We start from the raw sequence: 23,494 nt of genomic DNA, 5'->3' as shown, positions 1-23,494 counted from the left end.
TTACACCGTTGCAGCACGGATGTCCGCAGCGGCCGCCCGCAGCAGAGCGGTCTCGGTGAAGCCTGCAGCGAACGTGAAGCCCAGCTCGCGCGAGCGGTGCACCTGCTCGGCCGTTGCGCAGTAGATCCCCACCGGACGCCCCGCCGCCGCGCACCGCTGCGCGATCGAGCCCAGTCGCTCGATGAACGCCGGGTCGTCGTCGCGCGCGGTGATCGGTACCCCCGCGCTGAGCGCGAGGTCGGTGGGTCCGACGAAGATCGCGTCGACGCCGTCGACGTCGAGGATCGACGGCAGCCCGTCGACGGCCGCCATCGTCTCGACCATCACGATGCACAGCGGGTCGGGCGCCGCCGGGTGCCACGCCACCCGGCTCTTGCCCCAGCTGCGCGTGCCGGCCGGCGGGTAGCGGCACGCCGCTGCCGCGCGGGCCGCCTCCTCCGCGGAGTCGACGAGCGGCACGATCACCCCGGCCGCGCCGCGGTCGAGCACCCGGCCGATCGCCGCGTGCTCGTTGACCGTCGCGCGCACCACGCCGGGGGTCCCGGTCGCGCCGAGCGCCTGCAGCATCGGCACCAGCGCGTCGTCGCCGACGAGGCCGTGCTGCTGGTCGATGACGACGAAGTCGAAGCCGACCGAGCCGACGACCTCCGCGGTGACGGAGCTGGGGGCGTGCAGCCAGCCCCCGACGGCGTTGGAGGTGAGGTCGAGCGGTGAGCTGTCGATCACCGCCCGACCGTACCCCGTCAGGTGACCTTGTGCGCTGCTTCCAGGTGCCCGGCCAGCTCGTTCATGTACGCGGCCTGCGCGGTGTAGTCCATGCTGGCGAAGATCCACGGGTGGATCTGCCTGGCCCGCCCGGCCGGGGTGTTGGCCATGGTGGGCTGGGCCGCGATCTGCTCGGCGGTCATCGTGTCGAGCTGCGACTCCAACACGACGTCGGCGGGCACCCTGCCGACGTTCTCCCAGCTCACGACCTCCCAGTAGTAGTCCGTGCCGCCCGGGTCGACGAACCGGACGCCGAGGTCGGCGTAGGAGGTGAGCTCGGGGTCGTCGGGCGCCTTCGCCACGTACAGCCCCTCGGCCGGGTACGCGGCCACCACCAGCACCGAGAGGCCCTTCGCCGCGGCGGTGCGCAACCGTTGCTCGGCGGACGCGTAGCCGGCCCGGGTGGCGTCGATCGCCGACGGTGCGGCGCCGAGCGCCTCCGCGAGCTCGACCGTGCGGTCGATGACCCGCACGGCCGAGCCGTCCATCGCGATCGCGACGATCGGCGCGATCCGGGCGACGGCCTCCTGCTGCGCGAGGTCGCTGAAGCCGTAGAGCGGCTTCGTCGGATCGAGCGTGCCGGCGGCGTCGGTGGGGTAGGCGTGCGTGACGACGATGTCCGGGGCGGCCTGCGCCAGCGCCTCGAGGTTGATCTCCCCGTACGCCTTGCCCAGCTCGGCGACCTGCGACAGTTCGCGCCCCGCGAAGCGGCGGTCCTGAGTGACGCCGGTGTAGCCGAACACCGCGACCGGCGCGATCCCGTAGTTCCACAGCGAGACGGCGACGTCGGAGAGCCCTGCGATCCGCACCGGCCGTTGCGGCAGGTTCACGGTGGCGCCGACGTCGTCGGTGAAGCTCCACGGGCCGGCGCTCGCGGCCGGTGCTGGCCCACCACAAGCGGCGAGGCCCAGCACGACGGCCGCGAGCGCGGCTACGGCTGAAAAGCGTGATCTCATTCGAGCGCTCCGAAGGTTTGGTGAGGCAAACCTTAGATGCTCGATCGTCAGCCGGCTGGGGCCACCTCCGGTATCCCGCTCGCCGGCGGGACGGACGGCGGCTCGGTCGACTCCGTGATCGGCGCCGTGCCGTTGTCGGTGACGAAGACCGGCGTGAGCCGCTCGGTCTTGCCACCCGTGATGCGCGTGACGCCAACCCCGGAGATGCCGGCGTGCCGGTCGGCCGAGTAGCGGAACGGCGCGAGCCAGGGGCCCTTCCACGACTTCCCGGTCTTCTGGATCGCCTCGACGATGCCCTTGCGCGTCGGGTTCGGCCCGGCGGCCTGCAGCGCCGAGACGAACGTGTACGCCTCGGACATGCCGTAGACGCGGAAGTTGCTCAGCTCGCCGTCGGCGCCGCTCGCGTCCCAGACCTTCTGGAACAGCTGGATCCACGGGTTCTGCGGGTCGTCGACGGTCGGCAGGTAGCGCGTGCTGATCATGCCTTCGAGCAGCCCCGCGTCGGTCACCTTGCCCTCGGAGAAGCGCGCGAGCAGCGAGCCGACGAGCGTCGGGTCGGCGCCGATGTTGGAGTACATCCACTGCGGCTTGTAGTTCAGCCGCAGCGACACCAGCTGCGACAACGCTGTGTACGAGGGCACGTTGAAGCCGATCACGAGGTCGGCCCCGGCCGCTTGCAGTGCAGCGATCTGCGGGGCGACGTCGGTGTTGCCGGGCGTGTAGCGCTCAGCGGCGACGATCTGCTTGTCGAGGAACGTGCGCGCGCCCTTCTCGGCGTCCCGGCCCAGGTCGTCGTCCTGGAGGAAGAGCCCGACCTTCGCGTTCGGGAAGTTCTTCGAGACGTACTGGCCGATGATCTTCGCCTCGACCTCGTAGTCGGGCTGCCAGCCGAACGTCTGCGGGTTCTTGGTCGGCTGGTCCCACAGCAGCGAGCCGGAGGAGACGAACAGGTCGGGCACGCCTTCGGCGTTGAGGTAGTCGAGCACGGCGGAGTGCGTCGGGGTGCCGAGCCCGCCCATGATCGCGAAGACCTGCTCCTGCAGCACCAGCTCGTTGACGACCTGGCTGGTCTGGGTCGGGTTGTAGGCGTCGTCCTTGTAGATGAACTCGATCTTGCGCCCGTTCACGCCGCCGGCGGCGTTCACGTAGTCGAAGTACGCCTTCATGCCCGTCGGGATCTCGGAATAGCCGGGGGCGGCGACACCGGTCAGCGGGAAGTGCCCGCCGATCTTCACGGAGGTTGTGGTGATCCCGACGTCGGAGGCGGCGGCATCACCCCCGCCGGTGCCTTCGCTGGGACGCCCGCCGGCGCCGCAGGCGCTGAGCAGCAGCGCCGCGGCGGCGGCCACCGCCACCAGCGGACCCGTTCTCCTGATCATCCTGTCCTCCTCGTCGAGCGGCCGATCCAGAGCTTCTTCAACAGCTTCTTCAACACGCCGACCGCGCCCGACGGCGCGAGCAGCATCACGAGCACGAGCACGGCCCCGTAGACGAACGGGGCGAGCTGCGCGGCCTGCGTGTTGTCCAGGCCGATGTCGGTACCGACGTTCGTCACGAACGGCGGCAGGAACACCAGCAGCGCGCTGCCCAGCAGCGCGCCGACGAGGCTGCCCAGCCCGCCGACCACGACGGCGGTGAGCAGCCCGAGCGAGAGCACGATCGTGAACCCGCTCGGCGCGGCCAGCCGCACGACGATGCCCAGCACGGCGCCCGCGATGCCGGCGCACGCCGCGCTCACCACGAACGCGAGCACCCTGACCTTGCCGAGCGGGATGCCGGCGAGCTCGGCGGCGACCTCGTCGTCGCGCACCGCCCGCCACACCCGGCCCGTGCGCCCGGCCATGAGGTTGGCCAGCAGGAACAGCACGACCAGGAGCGTCACCCAGCCGATGTAGGCGAGGTACTTCGCGCTCGACGCCTCCGTCGCGGAGAGGAAGTAGATGGCGTCGGAGAACCACGCCGGCATCTGCGGCGACGGGATCCGCATGCCCTGCTCGCCGCCGAGCCAGTGGTCGAAGTAGATCGCGAGCCCCGGCAGTCCGACGGCGAGCGCGAGCGTCGCGCCGGCGAGGTAGGGCCCGTGCAGCCGGGCGGCGGCGACACCGACCACCGCGCCGACGGCGGCGGTGACGGCCATCGCGCCGAGCATCGTCACCAGCAGCGGGATCTCGGCGGCCAGCATCAGACCGGTCGTGTACGCCCCGACGGCCATCAGCGCGCCGTGCCCGAGCGAGATCTGCCCGTTGACGCCGGTCAGCACGGTCAGCCCGGCCGCCGCGATGCCGTAGTAGGCCATCGTCGCGAACTGGGAGTTGCGGAACGGGCCGGTCAGCTCCAGCACCAGCACGACCACGACGAACGCCACGAGCAGGGTGAGCGCGTGCTTGCCGAGCGTCGAGCTCGGCATCCGCCGCGTGAACGCCGCGAACCGGCCGGCCGCGGCCGGCGGGACGCCGACCTCGGTGTCCTTCGTCGGTGCCGCCATCAGACCCGCCTCGCCGCGGCCTTGGCGAAGATCCCTTGCGGGCGCACCAGCAGCACCGCGACGAGGATCGCGAGCGCGGCGAGCGCCACCAGCTCGCTGCCGAGGTAGCCGCTGACGTAGGAGAGCAGCAGGCCGATCGACAGCCCGCCGACGACCGCGCCGCCGGGGGAGTCGAGCCCGCCGAGCGTCGCCGCGACGAACCCGAAGACGACCACGCCGTCCATGTAGGCCGGGTAGACGAGGCTGCCGCCCGCGATGAGCAGACCCGCGAGCGAGCCGACGACGGCCGCGAGCGCCCAGCCCAGCGTCAGCATCCGGCCGACCCGCACCCCGAGCAGTCGCGACACCTCCTGGCTGAACGCCGCCGCGCGCATCTTGAGCCCCAGGTCGGTGAACCGGAAGAGCGCGACCAGCGCGACCATCACGACGACGACCGCGAGGATCACGTAGATGCTGTTCGGCGTGAACGCGATGTTGACCTCGCCGACGGTGAACCCGCGCAGGTCGAACGGGGCGGGGAAGGACTTGAACGTCGATCCGAAGAGGATCGCCGCGAGTGCTTGGATCGCCACGAACAGCCCGAGCGTGACGATCACCGCGTTCAGCTCCGGCCCGCCCTCGACCGGCCGGATGACCAGCCGCTCGACGACCGCGCCCATCAGCAGCCCGCCGGCGAGCGCGACGATCAGCCCCACCCAGTACGACTGCCCCGCCTCGATCACGGTGAGCGCGAGGTAGGTGGTGAACATGGCCATCGCGCCCTGCGCGAAGTTGACGATCCGCGTCGAGCGCCAGATCAGCACGAGCGCCAGCGCGAAAGCCGCGTAGATCGCGCCCTGCCCCAGCCCGGTCAGCGTGACGTTGAGGAACTGCTGCACTGCTCTCCTCCCTGCACCTGCTACGAGAGTCGGACCGGTTGCGTCAGAAGCCGAGGTAGGCGTGCCGGAGGCCGTCGTCGGCGGCGAGCACGGCCGCGTCGTCGCGGGCGACGACCTTCCCGAGGTTGAGCACGATCCCGATGTCGGCGATCGAGAGCGCGCTGCGGGCGTTCTGCTCGACGAGCAGCACGGTGACGCCGTCGCGGTCGACGAGGTCGCGCAGCAGCCCGAAGATCTGCGCGACGATGCGCGGCGCCAGCCCGAGCGACGGCTCGTCGAGCAGCAGCACCTCGGGACCGGAGAGCAGTGCGCGGCCGATCACGAGCATCTGCCGCTCGCCGCCGGAAAGCGTATGCGCGTCGCGTTTGCGCCGCTCCGCGAGTGGTGGGAACAGGTCGTAGACCATGTCGAGCGACCCGTCGGTCCGCTTCCGCGCGCTGCCGAGCAGCGCGCCGAGCCGCAGGTTCTCCTCGACGGTCAGCTCGGTGATCACGCCGCGGCCCTCGGGGACGTGCGCGATCCCGGCCAGCGCGATCGTCTCGGCGGGAGCGGCGGTGAGGTCGTTGCCGTCGAGCGAGACGGTGCCCGACGTCGGGCGGACCAGCCCGGAGATCGTGCGCAGCAGCGTCGTCTTCCCGGCCCCGTTGGCCCCGAGCACCGCGGTGATCTGGCCTTTCGCCGCGGTGACGTCCACCCCGTCCAGTGCGGTGACGGGCCCGTACGCGGCCGTCAGACCGCTGATCTGCAAGGTACTCATGCGTGGGTCGCCTCCTCGCCGAGGTAGGCGTCGATCACCGCGGGGTCGTCGCGGACCTCGTCGGGGGTGCCGTCGGCGACGACCTTGCCGAAGTCGAGCACGGTGATCTTGTCGCAGACGCTCATCACGAGGTCCATGTGGTGCTCGACCAGCACGACCGACATGCGTGCCGTCAGCGAGCGGATCAGCGCGCCCAGCTCGGTCATCTCGTCGTGGCCGAGGCCGCTCGCCGGCTCGTCGAGCAGCAGGAGGTCGGGTTCGGACGCCAGCGCGCGGGCGAGCGCGACCCGCTTCTGCACCGGGTAGGGGAGGCTGCCGGGCAGCCGAGCCGCGTAGCCGTCGGCGCCCAGCTCGGCGAGCGCGGCCATCGCCCGCTCGCGCAGCGCCCGCTCGTCGCGGTCGGACCGGGGTAACGCCAGCAGCGTCGAGCCGAAGCCCGCCTTGCGGTGCCGGTCGGCCCCGACCATCACGTTCTCGACGACCGAGAGCCCCCTGAACAGCCCGACACCCTGCAGAGTGCGCGCGATGCCCATGCCGGCCAGCTCGTCGGGGCGGGGGGAGACCGGCCGGCCGTGGCGAAGCACCGTCCCGGCGTCGGGGCGCACGAACCCGCAGCAGACGTTGAACAGCGTGGTCTTCCCGGCGCCGTTGGGCCCGATGACGCCGTGCACCTTGCCGTGCCCGACCGCGAACGAGACGGCGTCGAGCGCGACCAGCCCGCCGAAACGGACGCTCACGTCGGCGACGCCGAAGACGGAAGGTGCTGGCTGGGTGTCTGACACGAGGCGGGCCCCCCGACGTTGGGCGGATCTGCGTGCCCACACCTTGGGCGCCGCGCCCACAGGTCGCTATAGGCGCTGTGCACAATATTGCCAGGGACGTTCTGGGCGGGAAGCCCGTTCGGGTGGACGTGGATGTGCACGCTGTTGCACAGTTCGAGGATGCTGTCCACCGGTGGAGCAGCGCGCCACACAACCGGCGTGCCCGCGGGTCGCGGGCTGCCCCCGGAGTCCGACGAGGCGCTGCGCGTGCTCGGTGCCGCGTTGCTGGAGGAGCTGGACGGCCTCGCCGACCGGCTCGTCGTGCACGTCGTTGCCCGCGAGCCGATCTACTCCGAGCTCGACATGGTCGACGAGCTGCGCAGCGCCGCGTACGGGAACCTGGAACGCGGCGTGCAGGTGCTCGCGATGCAGGTGCCCGGCGGGGTCGACCCGGCCGACACGTCCCGCCACACGGGGCGGCTGCGGGCCCGGCAAGGGGTGCCGCTGGAGTCGGTGATGCGGGCTTACCGTCTGGGCGGCAGGTTCATCTGGGAGGCGCTGCTCGACCTGTCCCGTCGCCGGTTCGACGGCCGTTACGACGACGCTCTGCTCGACGCCGCCAGCTACGTGTGGCGCACCAACGACGGCAGCTCCTCGGTGCTCGTCGACGCGTACCGGCGCGAGGAGCTCCGGCTGCACACGCACGACCTGAGCAGGCGAAACATCCTGCTCGACGGGCTGCTCGAAGGCCGGGGCGGCGATCCGGCGTTCCTGCGCGACGCGGCCGCGGTGCTCGGCCTGCCGACGTCGGGGCCGATGCTGTGCGTTGTCGCGCCGGCCGACGCGGGCGAGGAATCGCTGCGCGGAGCACCGGAGGCACTCGCGGCATGTGGGGTCGTCTCGACCTTCTTCGTGCGCCCGCACGACGAGGTCGGGCTGGTCGCTCTGGTGAACCGGTCGGCGCGGGCGGCCGTCGACGCGCTGCGCCCGTGCGTCGAGGGTCGGGTCGGGGTGTCGCCGGTGATCGACGGGCTCGCCGCCGTCGACACGGGGTACCGGATGGCCGAGACCGCCGCGCGCACGCTCACCGCGCCAGGGCTCGCGGAGCTGGACGACCGGCTCCCCGAGGCGCTGCTCGTCGACAGCCCCACGCTGATGCCGCGGCTGGTGCGGGTCGGGCTGGGCAAGCTGATGGACCTGCCGGCCGCCGACCGGCAGACCCTGCTCGAGACGCTCGCGGAGCTGCTCGCCTGCGGCGGCTCGCCGACGCACGCCGCCGCGGCGCTCTTCTGCCACCGCAACACCGTCATCTACCGGATGCGCCGCATCGAGACCGCCACCGGCCGCTCCATCGCCGACCCGCGCGACCGCCTGCTCCTGACCCTCGGCCTCACGGCGGCTCGCATGCACTCCGACGGGTAGCCGGGGTGACCGGGGTGAGGGCAGGAAAGCCACTTTCCTGCCCTCACAGGGCCTGAAAGTGGCTTTCCTGCCCTCCCCGGCCCGCCTCCGGGGCCTGGGGTCACCGGCTGCCTTCGGGTTGCCCCTACCCTGACCACGGAGGCGCACCGGCTGTGGGCCGAGTGGATCGGGGAGCGAAAGTAGGACCATGACCGATATCGCGCCCGAACGCCCACCGCAGAGCACGCCGTTGCGCGCCGGCACGCGGTTCGGGAGGGGCTTCGCGTTCCTCCTCGGCGGGCTGCCGCTGTGCATCGTCGCGTTCGTGCTGGCGGTCGTGGGCTTCTCGGTCGGTGTGTCGACGTCGGTGATCTGGATCGGTGTCCCGATCCTCGTGTTGGCGCTGCAGGCGGCGCGCGGGTTGGCGACCGTCGAGCGTCGGGGTGCCGAGTGGGCGACCGGGCGGCCGCTGCCGCCGCACCACTACCGCGAGCCGAAGGGCACGGGTCTCGGGCGGTTGTTCAGCCGGCTGCGCGACCCGCAGTCGTGGCGCGACCTGCTGCACGCCGTCGTCGCATTCCCGGTCAGGCTCGCCGCGTTCATCATCTCCGTCGCCTGGTTCGTCGGTGGGCTCGGCGGGGCGCTGTACGTGACGTGGCAGTGGTCGTTGCCGCGTGACGACGACGATGGCGGCGGGCTGTACTGGTTGCTCACCGGCTCGCGGGACCTGTGGGGTGAGATCACGACCAACACCGTGCTCGGGGTGTTCATGCTCGCGACCTCGCCGTTGCTGGTGCGGGGGCTCGTCGCCGTGCGGGCGGGACTCGCTCGCGGGCTGCTCACCAACCAGACCGCGGCGCTGCGCGCCCGCGCCACCCAGCTGGAGAGCAGCAGGCGCGCCGCCGTCCACGCCGAGGCGCAGACACTGCGCCGGATCGAGCGCGACATCCACGACGGCCCGCAGCAGCGGCTGGTGCGGCTCAACATGGACCTGGAAGCCGTCACCCGCCGGCTCGATGACAACCCGGAGAAGGCGCGCACCCTCGTCGAGGAGGCCCTCGAACAGAGCCGCGAGGCGCTCAACGAGCTGCGCGTGGTCTCCCGAGGCATCGCGCCGCCGATCCTCGCCGACCGCGGCCTCGGCGCCGCGCTGGCCGCCGCTGCGGCGCGCTGCCCCATCGAGGTGTCGCTCGACGTCGCTGTCCCGCAGGGGAAGCGGCTGGCCGAGGCCGTGGAGAACACCGCGTACTTCGTGGTCACCGAGTCGCTCACGAACGTCGCCAAGCACTCGCAGGCGTCGCTGTGCACCGTGCAGGTCAGCACCGACGCCCAGCGCCTTCTCGTGCAGGTCCGTGACAACGGCGTCGGCGGCGCCCACCTCGGCAAGGGGCACGGCCTCGCCGGCCTCGCCGACCGGCTCGCCACCGTCGAAGGGGTGCTCGACGTAGTCAGCCCACCCGGCGGTCCGACGGTTCTGACGGCGGAGATCCCGCTGGCCGGAGTCGACAGCTGACCGCTGCACCATCCGCTCTGCCGCTCGCGTGAGACGTGCGGCAGGATCGGCCGGGTGCGCGTCGTGCTGGCTGAGGATTCGTTGCTGCTGAGGGAAGGGCTCGTCCGGCTGCTCGACGAGGCCGGCGCGAGTGTCGTGGCGGCGGTGGGGGATGGGCCGTCGCTGGTCACCGCCGTCGTCGAGCACCGGCCCGACGTCGCCGTCGTCGACGTCCGGATGCCGCCGACGTTCACCGACGAGGGGCTGCGTGCCGCGATGGAGGTGCGCAGCAAGGTCCCCGGGACCGCCGTGCTGGTGCTCTCCCAGTACGTCGAGGAGTCGTACGCCTCGGATCTGCTCAGCGGTGGCGGCGGCGTCGGCTACCTGCTGAAGGACCGGGTCTCGAAGCTCGCCGACCTGTCCGACGCGCTGGAGCGGGTCGTCGCGGGCGGCACGGTGCTCGACCCCGAGGTCGTCTCCGCGCTCTTCGCGCACCGTCGGCGCCGCGACCCGCTCGGCGAGCTCTCGCCGCGCGAGCGCGAGGTGCTCCAGCTGATGGCGGAGGGCCGCACCAACACCGCGATCGGCCGCAAGCTCGTGATCAGCCAGGGCGCGGTGGAGAAGCACATCTCGTCGATCTTCACGAAGCTGGCGCTGCCACCGTCGAGCGACGACCACCGCCGTGTGATCGCCGTGCTCACCTGGTTGGGGGCCTGACCGCCCTCGTCCGTGTGGTGTGGGGCGCGTGTTCTGTGGCGCGCAGTGCCGTGCCGGCATGCTCGGCGCATGGTCGGGGGACGGCACCGTCGCGGCAACGATCGGCTACCGGTCGTCGTCCTCGTCGCCGTTGCCGTCGTCAGCATCGTGGCGGTCGGGTCGCTCGCCGGCTCGTCGGTGTCGCGCCCCGGCGAGGCGCCGCCGGAGGAGCCTGTGCCGAGCTCCGTGCCGCCGGCCGGAGCGTCGCCCTACGGCGAGCCGGTGCTGCCGGGCGAACCGCTGCCGGCCGCCGAGCCGCTGCCTGCCGACGCCGGCTACGTGCCGCTCCCGTCCGGAGGCGGCTGGGCTCCGGCGTGGCCCGACGTCCTGCCCGTCCGTCATCTGACCTCGGCCACGGCGGCGAACGCGGTCGCCGCGGCGATCCGCGCGGCCATGGACCAGATCGGGCTGCCGTACACGTGGGGCGGCGACGGGCCGGCCGCGGGCGAGATCGGCTTCGACTGCTCGGGCCTGACCCGCTTCGCCTACGCCCAGGCCGGGATCGAGCTGCCGCGCACGGCGCACCGCCAGTTCTACGCAGGCCCGCTGGTGCCGCCCGGCACCCCGCTGCAGGCCGGTGACCTGGTCTTCTACGGCACCCTCGACCGCGTCCACCACGTCGGGCTCTACCTCGGCGGCTCCCGGATGGTGAACGCGCCGACGTTCGGCAAGCCAGTGCAGGTCGCCTACTACCGATGGCGCGGCGACGACTACCTGGGTGCGACCCGGCCCGCCGCGCGGTTCGGCGACCCGGGTGTGCTCCCGCCGCTGTCGCCGCGTCCCGACCCACCGCCCGATCGCGGCCCGACCGTCTTCGAGGCGCCACCCGCCCCGATCCCCGACGGCGTGCCCGATGTCGCTGCCCCGCAGCCGCCCGAACCGGAGACGGCGGCTGCGGCGATCTCGGCCGCACCGGCCGTACCAGCCGTATCGGCGGTACCGTCGGCGGGCACCCCCGGGAACATCGGTGGTTCGCGCGCCCCACCCGGCCTCGGATCGGCCGTCCGGGCGGCGTCGCGGATCTGACGTCTTGTTGACGTCACCGCGACGCCATACCATGGCGCCATGGGTGAGCTGGAACTGCGGATCTCCGACACCGACCGGGACCGCGCCGCCGCTGTCCTGCACACCGCCGTCGGTGAGGGGCGGCTGAGCTGGGACGAGCACGGGGAGCGCCTGGAGGGTGTCTACGCCGCGCGCACCCGCGGCGAGCTGCAGCCCTGGCTCGCCGACCTGCCCGTCCGGCTCGCCGGCACGGCGGTCGTGCCCGAGCAGCCGCTGCGGGTGACGTTGAGCAAGGTGCGCAGGCGGCCCGACCCGGCCAGCCGCACCGTCAACGTCGACGTCACGCTCGGCGCGGCGGTGCTCGACCTGTGCGGGCTGCCCGCCGGCACCGAGGTCGACGTCGTCGCCAACTCGCTGCTGGGCAAGGTCGAGGTGCACGTCTCCCGCGGCACCCGGCTGATCGACACCGGCACCGCGAGCCTCGGCAAGCGCTCCGTCGTCGAGCACCAGCCCCGCGGCTGGAGCAGCGTCGTCCTGCCGCCCGATGCCCCGGTGGTGCGGATCGGCGGCCACAGCATGCTCGGGCACGTGCGGGTCACCGTCCGCTGAAGTTCCCCACCCGGCGTCGTAGTTCCCCACCGTTTTGTGCACTTGCGCGCTCTGCGGGCGCGCATCCACCCAAAACGGTGGGGAAGTTTGCTCAGGTGACGGCGCGCAGATCGAGCTCCAGCTCCGCCGGGGCGCCGTCGACCAGCCGGACGGGGATGCCCCAGTCCTGCTGGTAGCGGTGGCACGCCGCGAACGTCCCGCCGCCCTCGTCGCAGGCCGCCGCGGCGACGCTGACCTGCAGCACACCCTCGGTCGGCCCGTCGGCGGCCAGCACGAGCGTCCGCGTGAGCCCCTGCGCCGTGCCCGCGCCGGCAGCCAGCAGTGACGGCGGCTCCGCCGCGACCGTCAGCGACGTGGGATCGCCGAAGCGGGTGTCGAGGTGCTGCCCGGTCGGCGGGGTGAAGGCGATGCGCAGCTCCAGCGGGCCCGGCGCGAGGTCCGTGCGCGGTCTGCGCACCTGGTGCGCGCCCGCCGACACCTGCGTGCTGGCCGGGATCGGGATCCGCAGCAGCCGGTGCGCGGCCGACTCGACGATCACGAGCGTGTTGCCGTCGACCAGGACGTCGCTGGGTTCGCGCAGGTCACGGGCCAGCGTGGAGACCGTGCGACGCTGCGGGTCGTAGCGGCGCACGGCGCCGTTGTAGGTGTCGGCGATCGCGACGGAGCCGTCGGGCAGCGCAGCGACACCCAGCGGGTGCTGCAGCAGCGCATCGGTGCCGTCGACGAACCCGAAGTCGAACAGGCCCGTCCCGACGGCGGTCGTGACGGCGGCCCCGACCGCGGGCGCGGCCTCCAGCGAGCGCAGCGCCGACGTCTCGGAGTCGGCGATCCAGAGCACCTCGTTCGCCCCGTCGCCGCTGGTCGCGAGGCCCGACGGCTGGGCGAAGAACGCATCGGCGACCGGCCCGTCGCGCAACCCCTCGTTGGTCGTGCCGGCGAGCACCGCCACCGCACCGGTCGCCGGGTCGAACGTCCACAGCTGGTGGCTGCCCGCCATCGCGACGACGACCCGCCCGCCCCACCACGCCACGTCCCACGGCGTCGACAACTCGGCGGCAGTGCCGCCCGGCTCCACCCGTTCGCGCAGCTGGGTGCCCGTCCCGGCCAGCGTCGTCACGTGGCCGTCGGCCAGCCGCACACCCCGCAGCGCGTGGTTGACACTGTCGGCGACGACCACGTCGTAGTCCGCCCTGCCGGCCGGCAGCACGAGCAGCCCCTGCGGTTCGGCGAACCGCGCGGCGGCGCCGTCGACGAGCCCACGCTCGCCCGTCCCGATCCGGCGGCGTTCGGTGGCGAGATCCGCCTCCAGCTCGACGAGCTGGTGGTGCGCGGTGTCGGAGACCAGGAACGTCCCGCCGGGCAGCGCCACGACCTTGCCGGGGAACCGCAGCGACGTCGTCGGCTCCGGTGGCGCCACGTACGGGCCGTCGCCTCGGCGCACCGTGTCGCCGTGCTCGGCGAGCAGCTCCTCGACCAGCACCGACAGGCCGTGCGCGTGCCCCTCACCGGACATCTGCGCGACGACGTACCCGCGCGGGTCGATCACCACGAGCGTCGGCCACGCGCGGGCCGCGTAGGCGTCCCACGTCGTCAACTCGGGATCGTCGAGCACCGGGTGGTGCACCGCGTAGCGCTCGACGGCCGCCTCGACCGCCGCCGGGTCGGCCTCGTGCACGAACTTCGGCGAGTGCACACCGACCACCACGAGCACGTCGGCGAATCGCTCCTCCAGCTCACGCAGCTCGTCGAGCACGTGGAGGCAGTTCACGCAGCAGAACGTCCAGAAGTCGAGCAGCACGATCTTGCCGCGCAGCTCCGCGAGCGACAGCTCACGGCCGCCGGTGTTGAGCCACCGCCTGCCCTTCAGCTCGGGCGCGCGGACACGGATGCGGGTCGTCACATGTGGAGTCAACGCCGGGGAGGAGCTGTTGTTCCGCCCCCGCCACCCCCGCAACTTCCCCACCGTTTTGTGCACTTGCGTGCTTGTGGAGCGCGCAGGTGCACAAAATGGTGGGGAAGTTCTACGTCGGGTCGAGGTGGGCGGCCGGCTGCGCGGGCACGACGGCGTCGGCCGGGTGCCGCGCCCGCCACCAGCTCCACAGCGTGACGCACACGGCGAGCCAGGCCGCGCCGACGAGCCAGCCGGCGACGACGTCGCTGAACCAGTGGACGCCTAGGTAGATGCGGGTCGCCCCGACCGCGCCGACCCACGCGGCGGCGCCGGCGACGAGCAGGATCCGCCCGAGCCGGCGGCGGTGCGCCCAGCCCAGCACGACGAGCGTGCCGAGCACGACGGTCGACATGGTGGCGTGTCCCGAGGGCAGCGACTCGTTGGTCTCGACGACGAGCCGGCTGATCTCCGGCGGCCGCGGCCGGCCGATCACGATCTTGAGCAGCCGGAACACGATGCTCGCGCCGACCATCGCGCCGATCGCGAGCACGGCGTCGGCGCGTCGCCCCCGGTACCAGCACCACGCGCCGGCCGAGACCGCCAGCACCGCCATGACCAGCGTGCTCCCCACATCCGTCACGAGGATCGCCGAGGCGGTCAGCTCGCCGGAGCGCGCGTCGACGGATCCGGCCAGCAGCGCCGAGTCGAGCACGGCAGGCCCCACGCCGACCAGCGCCGCCCACAACGCAGCCATCGCGGCGAACGCCAGCAGGACGGCGACGCCGGCACCGAGCCCGGGGCGTGGCGGGGGAGGGACGAACGGCTCACGCAGCCCCGCCGGCAGTTCTGCAGACACTTCCGCGCCGCCGTCGGCGTTGGTCGGGTTGTCCCGGCCGTCCGTCATCACGCCCCTCCCCGCCGCGCTACGTCATGCGCGGCCGCGCCACTCCCGGTACCGGCGCACGAGCGCCACTGTCGAGGCGTCGAGCCCGGTGGTGTCGGGCTCGACGTCCGTCAGCACGGGGCCGAGCTGCTTGGCCAGAACCTTGCCCAGCTCGACGCCCCACTGATCGAACGAGTCGATGCCCCAGATCGTGCCCTCGACGAACGTGACGTGTTCGTAGAACGCGATCAGCTGCCCCAGCACCGACGGCGTGAGCTTCGGCGCGAGGATCGTCGACGACGGCCGGTTGCCCGGCATCACCTTGTGCGGGACGACGTCGGCGGGCGTGCCTTCCGCGGCGATCTCCTCGGCGGTCTTCCCGAACGCCAGGGCGGAGGTCTGCGCGAACAGGTTCGACATGAACAGGTCGTGCATGTCGGTGCGCTCGTCGACCGGACGCTCGTGGTTGGGCTGGGCGAACCCGATGAAGTCGGCCGGGACGAGCCGCGTGCCCTGGTGCAGCAGCTGGTAGAACGCGTGCTGGCCGTTGGTGCCCGGCTCGCCCCAGAAGATCTCCCCGGTGCCGGTGGTGACGGGCGAGCCGTCGCCGCGCACCGACTTGCCGTTGCTCTCCATCGTGAGCTGCTGCAGGTAGGCGGGCAGCCGGTGCAGGTACTGGCTGTAGGGGAGCACGGCGTGGGTCTGCGTGCCGAAGAAGTTGACGTACCAGACGTTCAGGAGACCGGCGATCGCCGGCAGGTTCTCCTCGAGCGGCGCAGTGCGGAAGTGCTCGTCGATGGCGTGCATGCCGGCGAGGAACTCGGCGAACTGCTCCTTGCCGATCGCGACCATCAGCGAGAGCCCGATCGCGGAGTCGAGCGAGTACCGCCCGCCCACCCAGTCCCAGAAGCCGAACATGTTGGCCTCGTCGATGCCGAACGCGCCTGCTTCCTTCGCGTTCGTCGAGACGGCGACGAAGTGCTTCGCCACGGCCTTCTCGTCGCCGCCGAGGCCGGCGAGCAGCCAGTCGCGTGCCGCGCGGGCGTTGGTCAGCGTCTCCAGCGTGGTGAACGTCTTCGACGAGACGACGAACAGCGTCGAGGCCGGGTCCAGATCATTGGTGGCCTCGGCGACATCGGTCGGGTCGATGTTGGAGACGAACCGCAGCGTGATGCCGCGGTCGGCGTAGTCGCGCAGCGCCTCGTACGCCATGACCGGCCCGAGGTCGGAGCCGCCGATGCCGATGTTGACGACGGCGCGGATGCGCTCGCCGGTGTGGCCGGTCCACTCGCCGGACCGCACGGAGTCGCTGAAGCGGCCCATCCGGTCGAGCACGTCGTGCACGTCGGCGACGACGTCCTGCCCGTCGACGACGAGCGAGGCGTCGCGCGGCAGCCGCAGCGCTGTGTGCAGCACCGCGCGGTCCTCGCTGGTGTTGATGTGCTCGCCGGCGAACATCGCGGCGGTCCGCTCGGGCAGCCGCGCCGCGCGCGCGAGCGCGGCGAGCAGCGGCACGGTGTCGCGGGTGATCCGGTTCTTGGAGTAGTCGAGCACGAGGTCGGCCGCGCCGGCCGTCATGGCATCGGCGCGATCGGGGTCGTCGTCGAACAGCTCGCGCAGGTGCACCCCCTCGACGGCGGCGTGGTGCTCGGTCAAGGCGCCCCACTCGGGGGTCGCGGTCACGTCAGCTGTGGTGGTGATGTCGGTGCCGGACACACCGCCATCCTGCACCGTCAACTCTGGACGGGCGACGGAACCCGCTCGACCGCGCCGGTGCGTTCCCACAACGCGATACCCCCGAGCAGCCCGGAGACGTTCGGGACGAGCGTGCGGTTGGGCCCGAGCGTGTCGGGATCGAGCCGTTTCGCGTTGCCGCCACCGATGTAGAGGTGGTCGGGCAGGACCATGTCCTCCAGCGCTTCGAGCGCGTCGAGCACCCGCTCGCGCCACTTCTCCTTGCCGATCTGCTGGCGCTCGTTGTCGCCGCAGGCCACCTCGATGGAGTGGCCGTGGCCGAACCGACCGTGCGAGAGCTCCATGTGCGGCAGCAGCATCCCGTCGAAGAACACCGCACACCCGACGCCGGTGCCGAGGGTGACCACCAGCTCCATGCCGTTGCCGCTGATCACCGCGCAGCCCTGCACATCGGCGTCGTTCGCGACCCGCACCGGCTTGGTGAACCGCTTCTCCAGCGCCGCCTGCAGCTCGAATCCGGTCCACATCGCGACGAGCTCGAGGTCGGGATCCTGTCCCGGACCCTGCCGGGAGAACGCCGGCACCTCGCGCACGCGGCCGCGCCGGATCGCGCCGGGGAAGCCGACCGACACCCTGTCGTACTCGGGCTGGGTCGCGGCGAGCGCCACCAGCTCGTCCAGCAGCACCGGCGGCGTGCACGGGTACGGGGTCTCACTGCGCTCCCGCTCCGAGAGCATCTCGCCTTCCGGCGAGAGCACCGTCGCCTTCAAGCCCGAGCCGCCCACGTCGATCGCCAGCGTCAGGGGTCCTGCCATGCCGTCCTCCGATGTCGTTGCGCGTGCGGAGCGACGGTATCCGGTGACGTGCCGTGATGCGCGGTGGCTGTGGCGATCGCCGCAACGTCCGTCGCTACTCGGGGATGGTGCCGCCGGCCGGGAGCGTGGGTGCGTCGACGGGGATGGTGTCGGGGTAGAGGGTCCCGGCGCCGGTGTTGAGCACCACGACGTCCTCCGATCCGGAGAGCCAACCCGATTCGCGCAGCTGCGCCACCGCGGCGAAGCAGGCGGCGCCTTCCGGGCAGACCCACGTGCCCTCGTCGCGGGCCAGCGCGACCTGCGCCGCGAGCAGCTCGTCGTCGGTGACGGCAACCGCCGTGCCGCCCGTCGAGCGAACGGCGTCGAGCACGAGGAAGTCGCCGAGCGCCTTCGGCACGGTGATGCCGAACGCGACGGTGTGCGGGTCGGCCGGCGCCACGCTCTCCGTGGCACCGGAGTGGAACGCGTCGACGATCGGGGCGCAGCCCGTGGCCTGCACGGCGACCAGCCGTGGCAGCTCGCCGCGCAGCCAGCCCAGATCGCGCAGCTCCTGCAGGGCCTTGTGGATGGCGATGATCCCGACGCCGCCGCCCGTGGGGTAGAGGATGACGTCCGGCGTGCGCCAGCCGAGCTGCTCGGCGATCTCGAAGCCCATCGTCTTCTTGCCCTCGATGCGGTACGGCTCGCGCAGGGTCGAGGTGTCCTGGTAGCCGGTCCGCGTCGCGACGGCCTTCGCGATCATCGCGCCGGCGTCGCCGATGAGCCCGTCGACGAGGTACAGCTCGGCGCCCGCCGCGACGCACTCCTTGCGGGTGATCTCCGGGGCCCCGAGAGGCATGGCGATGAGCGACCGCAGCCCGGCCCTGGCGGCGTAGCAGGCCCATGCCGCGCCGGCGTTGCCGTTCGTCGGCATTGCGATGCCGCTCACGCCCAGCTCCAACGCGCGCGAGACGCCGACCGCCGCGCCGCGGGCCTTGAACGTCCCGGTGGGCACGACACCCTCGTCCTTCATCCGCAGCGCGGCGACGCCGAGCCGGGCGCCGTGCCGCGGGAGGTCGAGCAGCGGCGTCATGCCTTCGCCGAGCGTGACGACGTGCGCGGGATCCCGGACGGGCAGCAGCTCGTGGTAGCGCCAGAGGTCGGCGGGACGCTCTGCGATCCGGCGCGGTGTGACGGTGGCGGCGACCTCGTCGAGGTCGTAGCGCGCCAGCAGGGGAGCCCCGAGCGGCGACGTGCCTTGCACGACGTCCGCGTCGTGCCGCGAACCGTCGCGCGAGCACTCGAGGTGGGTGAGGGAGGAGAACGGGGAGAACACCTCGGAAGGCAATCCTGCGACGTCCAGCGCGTCAACACGACCGGCCGCAGCTCAGGGCGTTGTCATGCTATTTGCAAGATCACGCCGAACGGCTAGTGACGTAAGGCGACTGACCGTGCACGTGCAGTTGCATGACACGCCGCACGCTACTCGCTAGGCCGAAACGCTTGTCGCGCGGAGGCGTTCGGCCGTCGCCCGCTCCTCTGACTGGGTGTGACCGTTCGCCTCCGTCGGGTTAACTGGGTTCACTGAACGAGGCGGATTGATCACACAGCGTCCTGGAGGCTCCCCCGATGAATCGACCCCTTCCCGCACCTGCGCGTGACGTTGCACTGCTGCTCACGCGCATCCTTCTCGGCACCGTGATGTTCGCCCACGGCTACCAGAAGATGGTGATCAACGGGATCGGTCGCACGACAGAGGGTTTCGAGACGCTCAGCATCCCCCTGGCGATCGTCTCGGCGTCGTTCGTGACCGTGGTCGAGTTCGCCGGCAGCGTGATGCTGATCGTCGGCGCGATGACCCCGCTCGTCGCCGGCCTGAACCTGATCATCATGGTCGGCGCCGGCGTGTTCGTGCACATCCCGAAGGGCATCTTCATCGCGAACGGCGGCTGGGAGCTCGTCGGCGTCATCGCCGCCGGCATGCTCGCGCTCGCCGCCACCGGGCCCGGCCGCTACAGCGTCGACCACCTCGTGCGGGCCCGGCAGAAGCAGTACCAGCGTGAGCTGGCGGACGCGTCCGGCCCGGCGCACAGCCCGCACTCCCGGCGCGACTCGCACGACACGTTCGGCGGCGCTCACGCCACACACGCCACCCGCTGAAGCCCCCCGGCGGGATGGTCCGTGGCGGGCCCGGCACTCACAACCGGGCCCGCCACCGGGCAACTTCCCCACCGTTTTGCCAACTTGCGCACCGTTCGGGGTGCGCAGGTTGGCAAAACGGTGGGGATCTTCGTGTGTGCGGGTCCGTAGGGTGGTCGGGTGAGTGTTCCGACCGCCGCGGGGACGTTGCGGCACGTGACCGCGCAGCGGTACGTCACGCCGCTGCGCGAGGGCGGCTCGCTGCCTGGGCTGATGGAGGCCGACGACCTCGGCACGTACGTCGTGAAGTTCCACGGCGCCGGCCAGGGCAGCAAGGTGCTGGTCGCCGAGATCGTGGCCGGTGAGCTGGCCCGGCTGCTGGGGCTGCCCGTGCCGGAACTGGTGACCGTCGAGCTCGACCCGGCGCTGGGCGCGACCGAGCCCGACCAGGAGGTCCAGGAGCTGCTCAAGGCCAGCCCCGGGCTGAACCTCGGCATCGACTTCCTGCCCGGCGCGCTCGACGTCGACCCGGCAGCGCACCTGGTCTCGTCGGAGCTGGCCGGGCGGGTGCTGTGGTTCGACGCGCTGGTCGGCAACGTCGACCGGTCGTGGCGCAACGTCAACATGCTGTTCTGGCACGGTCGGCCCTACCTCATCGACCACGGCGCGACGCTCACGTTCCACCACGCGTGGGCGAGCGCTGCGGCGTGGATCGAGCGGCAGTACAACGCCGCCGACCACGTCCTGCTCGGCGTCGCGACCGACGCCACCCTCGAAGCGGCGGACGCCGCGCTGGCCGCCGCGCTGACCGCCGACGTGCTGCGCGCCGCGGTGGCGGCGGTGCCCGACCGGTGGCTCTCCGACGAGCCGGGCTTCGACGGGCCGGCCGACGTCAGGGACGCGTACGTCCGGCAGCTGCTGGCCAGGTGCGATGCGCGCGGGGCGTGGCTGCCCGGGGTGCGCACCGCGCTCGCCGAGCGGGTCGAGCGGCCCGCGACACGCGGGCGGGGCACGCCGTTCTGGGAGCTGAACGCATGACCCGGCACCTCTTCGAATACGCCGCACTGCGGGTGATCCCGCGCATCGAGCGCGGCGAGTCGATCAACGCCGGGGTCCTGCTGTACTGCCGTGGCCTCGACTTCCTCGGTGCGCGGGTGCAGCTCGACGAGGGCAGGCTCGCCGCGCTCGACCCGACGGCCGACGCTGCCGCGATCACGCGCAGCCTCGAGGCGATGGCCGCGGTGTGCGAATTCGGCGACGCCGAGGCTGCCCGCTACGCGGGGCCGGCGGGGGAGGAGGACCGCGGGCGGCGGTTCCGCAGGCTCACCGCGCCCCGCAGCACGTCCGTGCAGGCGGGTCCGGTGCACACCGGCTTGACCGCGAACCCGGCCGCGCAGCTGGACCACCTGCTGAAGGTGCTGGTGCTCCCTCTCTGACCAGCCAAATCGGTGTCGTGCGCGTCACGCTGGCAGCAACGCCTGCGCGGCACTTGAATGGGCCGATGACCGAGCGATCGACGCAGATCGAAGCCGTACCGGCAGCATCACTGACTGCGTGGCTGCGCGCGGAGGTGCCGGACCTCCCCGTCGACGGACCGGTGGGCGTCGAACGCATATCGGGCGGTCACTCCAACCTCACCTACCGGATCACCGACGCCGAGGGCGGGCTGTGGGCGTTGCGGCGCCCGCCGACCGGGATGGTGCTGGCCACGGCACACGACATGGGCCGCGAGTGGCGGTTCATCACCGCGCTCGCGCCGACACCCGTCCCGGTCGCACCGCCGGTCGCCTTCTGCGCCGACGTGAGCGTGATCGGCGCCGAGTTCTACCTGATGCGGTTCGTCGCGGGTGAGGTGCTCGGCGACCGGCAGTCGGGCTACCTGCTGGCGGAGGGGGAGCCGCGCCGCACGGCCGGCCTGCAGACCGTCGACGTGCTCGCCGACCTGCACGCCGTCGACCCCGAATCGGTCGGGCTCGGCGACCTCGGCCGGTCCGGCAGCTACCTCGAGCGGCAGCTGCGCCGGTGGAACCGGCAGGTGCACGAATCGAGCGTGCCCGACCTCAGCACGATCGACGCCGTGCACGAGCGGCTCGTCGCGCGGGCGGCGACGCTGCCGCCGTCGGACGTCCGGATCGCCCACGGCGACTTCCGGCTCGGCAACCTCGCCGTCGGCCCCGACGGCCGGGTGCGCGCGGTGTTCGACTGGGAGCTCGCAACGCTCGGCGACCCGCTCGCCGACCTGGGCTGGCTCATCGCGTCGTGGGGCCGCCCCGGCGACACCGCACCGCCGACGATCGACGGCCCGAGCCTCGTCGAGGGCTACCCCGACGGCGACGAGCTGGTCGCCCGCTACGCCGAACGGTCGGGCCGCGATGTCGCCGACCTCGACTTCTACGTCGCGTTCGCCCGCTGGCGCTCGTCGTGCATCGGGGCGGGCGTGTACAGCCGCTACGTGGGCGGCGTGATGGGCCGCGACGTCGACGAGGCGGAGTCGAGCCTCCGCCTCGCCTCCCTGCAACGGCAGGCCGAGGCCGCGCTGGAGTCGCTGAGCTGACAGCGAGCCCCCAAGGCACGCGAGTCCCCCGCTGCGGCGCGCGTGTCCCACGTTTCGGCGGGCGAGTCCCACGTTTCGACGGGCGAGTCCCGCGTTTCAGTGGGTGTGTCCCGCGTTTCGGCGACGCGTTCGGCCCGACTCGCGCACGGGACGAGTCCGACTCACGCGTCAGGCGGAGTGCCTCCGACCATCACGAGGTCGACGACAGCCATTCGATCACATGCATCCCGAGGTCTGGCCGGGCTGGGCTGGGACGAAGTCCGAAATGCCACCCTCCCACTTGAACCGGGCCAGATCCGCACGGACCAGGGTGACGGTGCCGGCGATGTGGTCGATCAGCTGGTTGGGGTAGGGCTGCTCGATGTGGGTGATCGCGATCCACTCCCGGCCGTCGAACGTCATGGTGCGGATCCCGCAGTGGGTGAACAGCGTGTGCGGGTAGGAGATGGTGGTCGTGGGAGGTCCGGCAACGACCGGCGGCGGTACGTCGTCCCTGCTGGCGCACCCGGATCCGACCAGCAACGTGATCGCCAGCGTTGTGATGACCTGGAGTCGCACCGGCCAGGGGCTGGAGAGCCCGCGCTCGGGTTCGATCACCGCCAAGACGGTCGTTCATCGCATCCGGGACAACGAAACTTCCCCACCGTTTTGGGTGGATGCGCGCCGAAAAGGCGCGCATGTGCCCAAAACGGTGGGGAAATCGGGTCGAGCTACCGAGTCGGAGCTCGACCGGCGGGTCATGCGATCCAGCCCGGCAGCACCGGCTCGCTGCCGCCGGCCGACGCCTTTGCGTCGCCAGGTGCGGCGACGATGGCGGCGAAGCCGCGCTCGGCGCCGGCGTGCACCTGCCTGCGGACCCCGGCCGGCATGACGATGGTGTCGCCGGGGGCGAGCGCGTGGCTCTCACCGTCGAGGTCGACGGTCAGCGCGCCGTCGACGATCGTCCAGATCTGGTCGGCGTCGAAGGTGTGGTCCGGCCCGACGGAGGCCGGGACGCCGTCGACCCGCCACATGGCGATCGCCGTGCCGCCCTGGGTGGGGGAGGCGAAGGTGGTCATGACGCCGTTCGGGGTTTCGGTCCGGCGGGCGTCGGTGCTGTGGATGATTGGCACTGCGGCTGTTCTCCGTTACTCTCGACAACGTGGTTGTCTATATAGTGAACCTGGTTGTCGATCGTGTCAAGTGATCCGCCGGGATGGGAGCTGCCGCTGCGCCTCCTGCAGGGGTTCCGGTCGCTCATCGACGCCTTGCACGCCGAGCTGGCCCGCCGTGGCCACCCGGACCTGCGCCCGGTGCACGGCTTCGTGATGCAGGCCGTCGGCCGCGACGGGACGACGGCCGTCGAGCTGGGCCGAAGGCTCGGCGTCACCAAGCAGGCGGCGGCCAAGCACATCGAGACCCTCGAACGGGCCGGCTACCTCACCCGTACCGACGACCCCGACGACGCCCGCCGCAAGCTGGTCCAGCTCACCGGGCGCGGTGTCGACTCGCTCGTGCTGTCCGCGCAGATCTTCGACGAGCTGCGGGCGGGCTGGGCCGCGACGCTCGGCGTCGAGCGGCTACGTGCGATGGAGGACGACCTGCGCGCGGTCACGCCCGGCAACCCGATGCGCGTCGACGCTCCGGGGTGGTTCGCCGGCTCCTGATGCAGGGTGCCGGACCGCGGAACTCGC

Annotated in this window: 23 protein-coding genes and 1 pseudogene; 10 read left to right on the top strand and 14 right to left on the bottom strand. The window is 72.2% G+C overall.

The features are described from left to right. The 7 genes from LL648_RS08810 to LL648_RS08780 are packed head-to-tail and all read right to left on the bottom strand — an operon-like array spanning position 1 to position 6,623. Entirely contained in the window at positions 1 to 726 is a 726-nt protein-coding gene (locus LL648_RS08810; protein WP_232661961.1) for an HpcH/HpaI aldolase family protein, read from the bottom strand. A gap of 17 nt (positions 727 to 743) precedes the next feature. Further along, the gene (locus tag LL648_RS08805; RefSeq protein ID WP_232661960.1) at positions 744 to 1,721 is read right to left on the bottom strand and encodes an ABC transporter substrate-binding protein; all 978 of its coding nucleotides are present in this window, start codon (positions 1,719 to 1,721) and stop codon (positions 744 to 746) included. 47 nt (positions 1,722 to 1,768) lie between these two features. Then, entirely contained in the window at positions 1,769 to 3,100 is a 1,332-nt protein-coding gene (locus LL648_RS08800) for an ABC transporter substrate-binding protein (RefSeq protein ID WP_232661959.1), read from the bottom strand. Then, complete coding sequence (locus LL648_RS08795; RefSeq protein ID WP_374112010.1) at positions 3,097 to 4,206, bottom strand: branched-chain amino acid ABC transporter permease; 1,110 nt, start codon at positions 4,204 to 4,206, stop codon at positions 3,097 to 3,099. The genes LL648_RS08800 and LL648_RS08795 overlap by 4 nt, the downstream gene beginning before the upstream one ends. Further along, a complete protein-coding gene (locus tag LL648_RS08790; protein WP_232661958.1) occupies positions 4,206 to 5,084 on the bottom strand; it encodes a branched-chain amino acid ABC transporter permease in 879 nt (292 codons plus the stop codon). The genes LL648_RS08795 and LL648_RS08790 overlap by 1 nt, the downstream gene beginning before the upstream one ends. A gap of 43 nt (positions 5,085 to 5,127) precedes the next feature. Further along, positions 5,128 to 5,841, bottom strand: coding sequence for an ABC transporter ATP-binding protein (locus tag LL648_RS08785; RefSeq protein ID WP_232661957.1), 714 nt, complete (start codon positions 5,839 to 5,841; stop codon positions 5,128 to 5,130). Further along, positions 5,838 to 6,623, bottom strand: a complete 786-nt coding sequence (locus LL648_RS08780; RefSeq protein ID WP_232661956.1) for an ABC transporter ATP-binding protein — start codon at positions 6,621 to 6,623, stop codon at positions 5,838 to 5,840. Before LL648_RS08780 ends, LL648_RS08785 begins: the two co-directional genes overlap by 4 nt. Before the next feature lie 159 nt (positions 6,624 to 6,782). Between LL648_RS08780 and LL648_RS08775 the strand changes: the two genes are divergently transcribed. The 5 genes and pseudogenes from LL648_RS08775 to LL648_RS08755 all read left to right on the top strand — a co-directional run bounded on the left by LL648_RS08775 (position 6,783) and on the right by LL648_RS08755 (position 11,865). Further along, entirely contained in the window at positions 6,783 to 8,024 is a 1,242-nt protein-coding gene (locus LL648_RS08775; protein WP_232661955.1) for a PucR family transcriptional regulator, read from the top strand. Positions 8,025 to 8,211: 187 nt separating this feature from the next. Beyond that, positions 8,212 to 9,516 (top strand): sensor histidine kinase, encoded by a 1,305-nt coding sequence (locus LL648_RS08770; protein ID WP_232661954.1) that lies wholly within the window; start codon positions 8,212 to 8,214, stop codon positions 9,514 to 9,516. Between the two features lie 54 nt (positions 9,517 to 9,570). After that, the gene (locus LL648_RS08765; protein WP_232661953.1) at positions 9,571 to 10,212 is read left to right on the top strand and encodes a response regulator transcription factor; all 642 of its coding nucleotides are present in this window, start codon (positions 9,571 to 9,573) and stop codon (positions 10,210 to 10,212) included. A gap of 396 nt (positions 10,213 to 10,608) precedes the next feature. After that, a pseudogene (locus LL648_RS46000) lies at positions 10,609 to 10,986 on the top strand (C40 family peptidase); the annotation flags it as partial. 330 nt (positions 10,987 to 11,316) lie between these two features. Beyond that, positions 11,317 to 11,865: a DUF1707 SHOCT-like domain-containing protein gene (locus LL648_RS08755; RefSeq protein ID WP_232661952.1), complete on the top strand. Its 549-nt coding sequence runs from the start codon at positions 11,317 to 11,319 to the stop codon at positions 11,863 to 11,865. Positions 11,866 to 11,956: 91 nt separating this feature from the next. Here the strand turns inward: LL648_RS08755 and LL648_RS08750 are convergent, their stop codons facing one another. The 5 genes from LL648_RS08750 to LL648_RS08730 form a co-directional block, all read right to left on the bottom strand. After that, the gene (locus tag LL648_RS08750) at positions 11,957 to 13,765 is read right to left on the bottom strand and encodes an NHL domain-containing thioredoxin family protein (RefSeq protein WP_232661951.1); all 1,809 of its coding nucleotides are present in this window, start codon (positions 13,763 to 13,765) and stop codon (positions 11,957 to 11,959) included. A gap of 121 nt (positions 13,766 to 13,886) precedes the next feature. Continuing rightward, positions 13,887 to 14,660, bottom strand: coding sequence for a phosphatase PAP2 family protein (locus LL648_RS08745; RefSeq protein ID WP_232661950.1), 774 nt, complete (start codon positions 14,658 to 14,660; stop codon positions 13,887 to 13,889). 24 nt (positions 14,661 to 14,684) lie between these two features. Then, complete coding sequence (pgi, locus tag LL648_RS08740) at positions 14,685 to 16,355, bottom strand: glucose-6-phosphate isomerase (RefSeq protein ID WP_232661949.1); 1,671 nt, start codon at positions 16,353 to 16,355, stop codon at positions 14,685 to 14,687. A gap of 17 nt (positions 16,356 to 16,372) precedes the next feature. Beyond that, a complete protein-coding gene (locus tag LL648_RS08735) occupies positions 16,373 to 17,149 on the bottom strand; it encodes an ROK family protein (protein ID WP_232661948.1) in 777 nt (258 codons plus the stop codon). A gap of 94 nt (positions 17,150 to 17,243) precedes the next feature. After that, positions 17,244 to 18,464 carry a threonine synthase gene (locus LL648_RS08730; protein ID WP_232661947.1) on the bottom strand — a complete coding sequence of 407 codons (1,221 nt, stop codon included), beginning with the start codon at positions 18,462 to 18,464 and terminating at the stop codon, positions 17,244 to 17,246. Positions 18,465 to 18,757: 293 nt separating this feature from the next. On the opposite strand from LL648_RS08730, the gene LL648_RS08725 reads away from it, so the two are divergent. The 4 genes from LL648_RS08725 to LL648_RS08710 all read left to right on the top strand — a co-directional run bounded on the left by LL648_RS08725 (position 18,758) and on the right by LL648_RS08710 (position 21,821). Then, positions 18,758 to 19,288 (top strand): DoxX family protein, encoded by a 531-nt coding sequence (locus tag LL648_RS08725; protein WP_232661946.1) that lies wholly within the window; start codon positions 18,758 to 18,760, stop codon positions 19,286 to 19,288. Between the two features lie 159 nt (positions 19,289 to 19,447). Further along, complete coding sequence (locus LL648_RS08720; protein ID WP_232661945.1) at positions 19,448 to 20,305, top strand: HipA family kinase; 858 nt, start codon at positions 19,448 to 19,450, stop codon at positions 20,303 to 20,305. After that, positions 20,302 to 20,703 (top strand): DUF3037 domain-containing protein, encoded by a 402-nt coding sequence (locus LL648_RS08715; protein ID WP_232661944.1) that lies wholly within the window; start codon positions 20,302 to 20,304, stop codon positions 20,701 to 20,703. Before LL648_RS08720 ends, LL648_RS08715 begins: the two co-directional genes overlap by 4 nt. 65 nt (positions 20,704 to 20,768) lie before the next feature. After that, positions 20,769 to 21,821, top strand: a complete 1,053-nt coding sequence (locus LL648_RS08710; RefSeq protein ID WP_232661943.1) for a phosphotransferase family protein — start codon at positions 20,769 to 20,771, stop codon at positions 21,819 to 21,821. 216 nt (positions 21,822 to 22,037) lie between these two features. Here the strand turns inward: LL648_RS08710 and LL648_RS08705 are convergent, their stop codons facing one another. Both LL648_RS08705 and LL648_RS08700 read right to left on the bottom strand, forming a co-directional pair. After that, positions 22,038 to 22,418 carry a hypothetical protein gene (locus tag LL648_RS08705; RefSeq protein WP_232661942.1) on the bottom strand — a complete coding sequence of 127 codons (381 nt, stop codon included), beginning with the start codon at positions 22,416 to 22,418 and terminating at the stop codon, positions 22,038 to 22,040. Positions 22,419 to 22,558: 140 nt separating this feature from the next. Further along, a complete protein-coding gene (locus tag LL648_RS08700) occupies positions 22,559 to 22,933 on the bottom strand; it encodes a cupin domain-containing protein (RefSeq protein WP_232661941.1) in 375 nt (124 codons plus the stop codon). A 60-nt stretch (positions 22,934 to 22,993) separates the two neighbouring features. Here LL648_RS08700 and LL648_RS08695 point away from each other — a divergent pair, with 60 nt between their 5' ends. Further along, a complete protein-coding gene (locus tag LL648_RS08695) occupies positions 22,994 to 23,467 on the top strand; it encodes a MarR family winged helix-turn-helix transcriptional regulator (RefSeq protein WP_441344303.1) in 474 nt (157 codons plus the stop codon). Positions 23,468 to 23,494 lie beyond the last annotated feature (27 nt).

This window comes from Pseudonocardia sp. TRM90224 (assembly GCF_021245725.1).
Lineage (GTDB): Bacteria > Actinomycetota > Actinomycetes > Mycobacteriales > Pseudonocardiaceae > Pseudonocardia.
Note: the sequence above shows the minus strand (reverse complement) of the source record. Positions and strands in the feature narration are given on the sequence as shown.

Excerpts from the sequence above, each read along its gene's own strand:
- LL648_RS08805 (WP_232661960.1), bottom strand. The coding sequence starts at position 1,721 with ATGAGATCACGCTTTTCAGCCGTAGCCGCGCTCGCGGCCGTCGTGCTG.
- LL648_RS08800 (WP_232661959.1), bottom strand. The coding sequence starts at position 3,100 with ATGATCAGGAGAACGGGTCCGCTGGTGGCGGTGGCCGCCGCCGCGGCG.
- LL648_RS08795 (WP_374112010.1), bottom strand. The coding sequence starts at position 4,206 with ATGGCGGCACCGACGAAGGACACCGAGGTCGGCGTCCCGCCGGCCGCG.
- LL648_RS08785 (WP_232661957.1), bottom strand. The coding sequence starts at position 5,841 with ATGAGTACCTTGCAGATCAGCGGTCTGACGGCCGCGTACGGGCCCGTC.
- LL648_RS08775 (WP_232661955.1), top strand. The coding sequence starts at position 6,783 with ATGCTGTCCACCGGTGGAGCAGCGCGCCACACAACCGGCGTGCCCGCG.
- LL648_RS08770 (WP_232661954.1), top strand. The coding sequence starts at position 8,212 with ATGACCGATATCGCGCCCGAACGCCCACCGCAGAGCACGCCGTTGCGC.
- LL648_RS08755 (WP_232661952.1), top strand. The coding sequence starts at position 11,317 with ATGGGTGAGCTGGAACTGCGGATCTCCGACACCGACCGGGACCGCGCC.
- LL648_RS08745 (WP_232661950.1), bottom strand. The coding sequence starts at position 14,660 with ATGACGGACGGCCGGGACAACCCGACCAACGCCGACGGCGGCGCGGAA.
- LL648_RS08735 (WP_232661948.1), bottom strand. The coding sequence starts at position 17,149 with ATGGCAGGACCCCTGACGCTGGCGATCGACGTGGGCGGCTCGGGCTTG.
- LL648_RS08725 (WP_232661946.1), top strand. The coding sequence starts at position 18,758 with ATGAATCGACCCCTTCCCGCACCTGCGCGTGACGTTGCACTGCTGCTC.
- LL648_RS08715 (WP_232661944.1), top strand. The coding sequence starts at position 20,302 with ATGACCCGGCACCTCTTCGAATACGCCGCACTGCGGGTGATCCCGCGC.
- LL648_RS08710 (WP_232661943.1), top strand. The coding sequence starts at position 20,769 with ATGACCGAGCGATCGACGCAGATCGAAGCCGTACCGGCAGCATCACTG.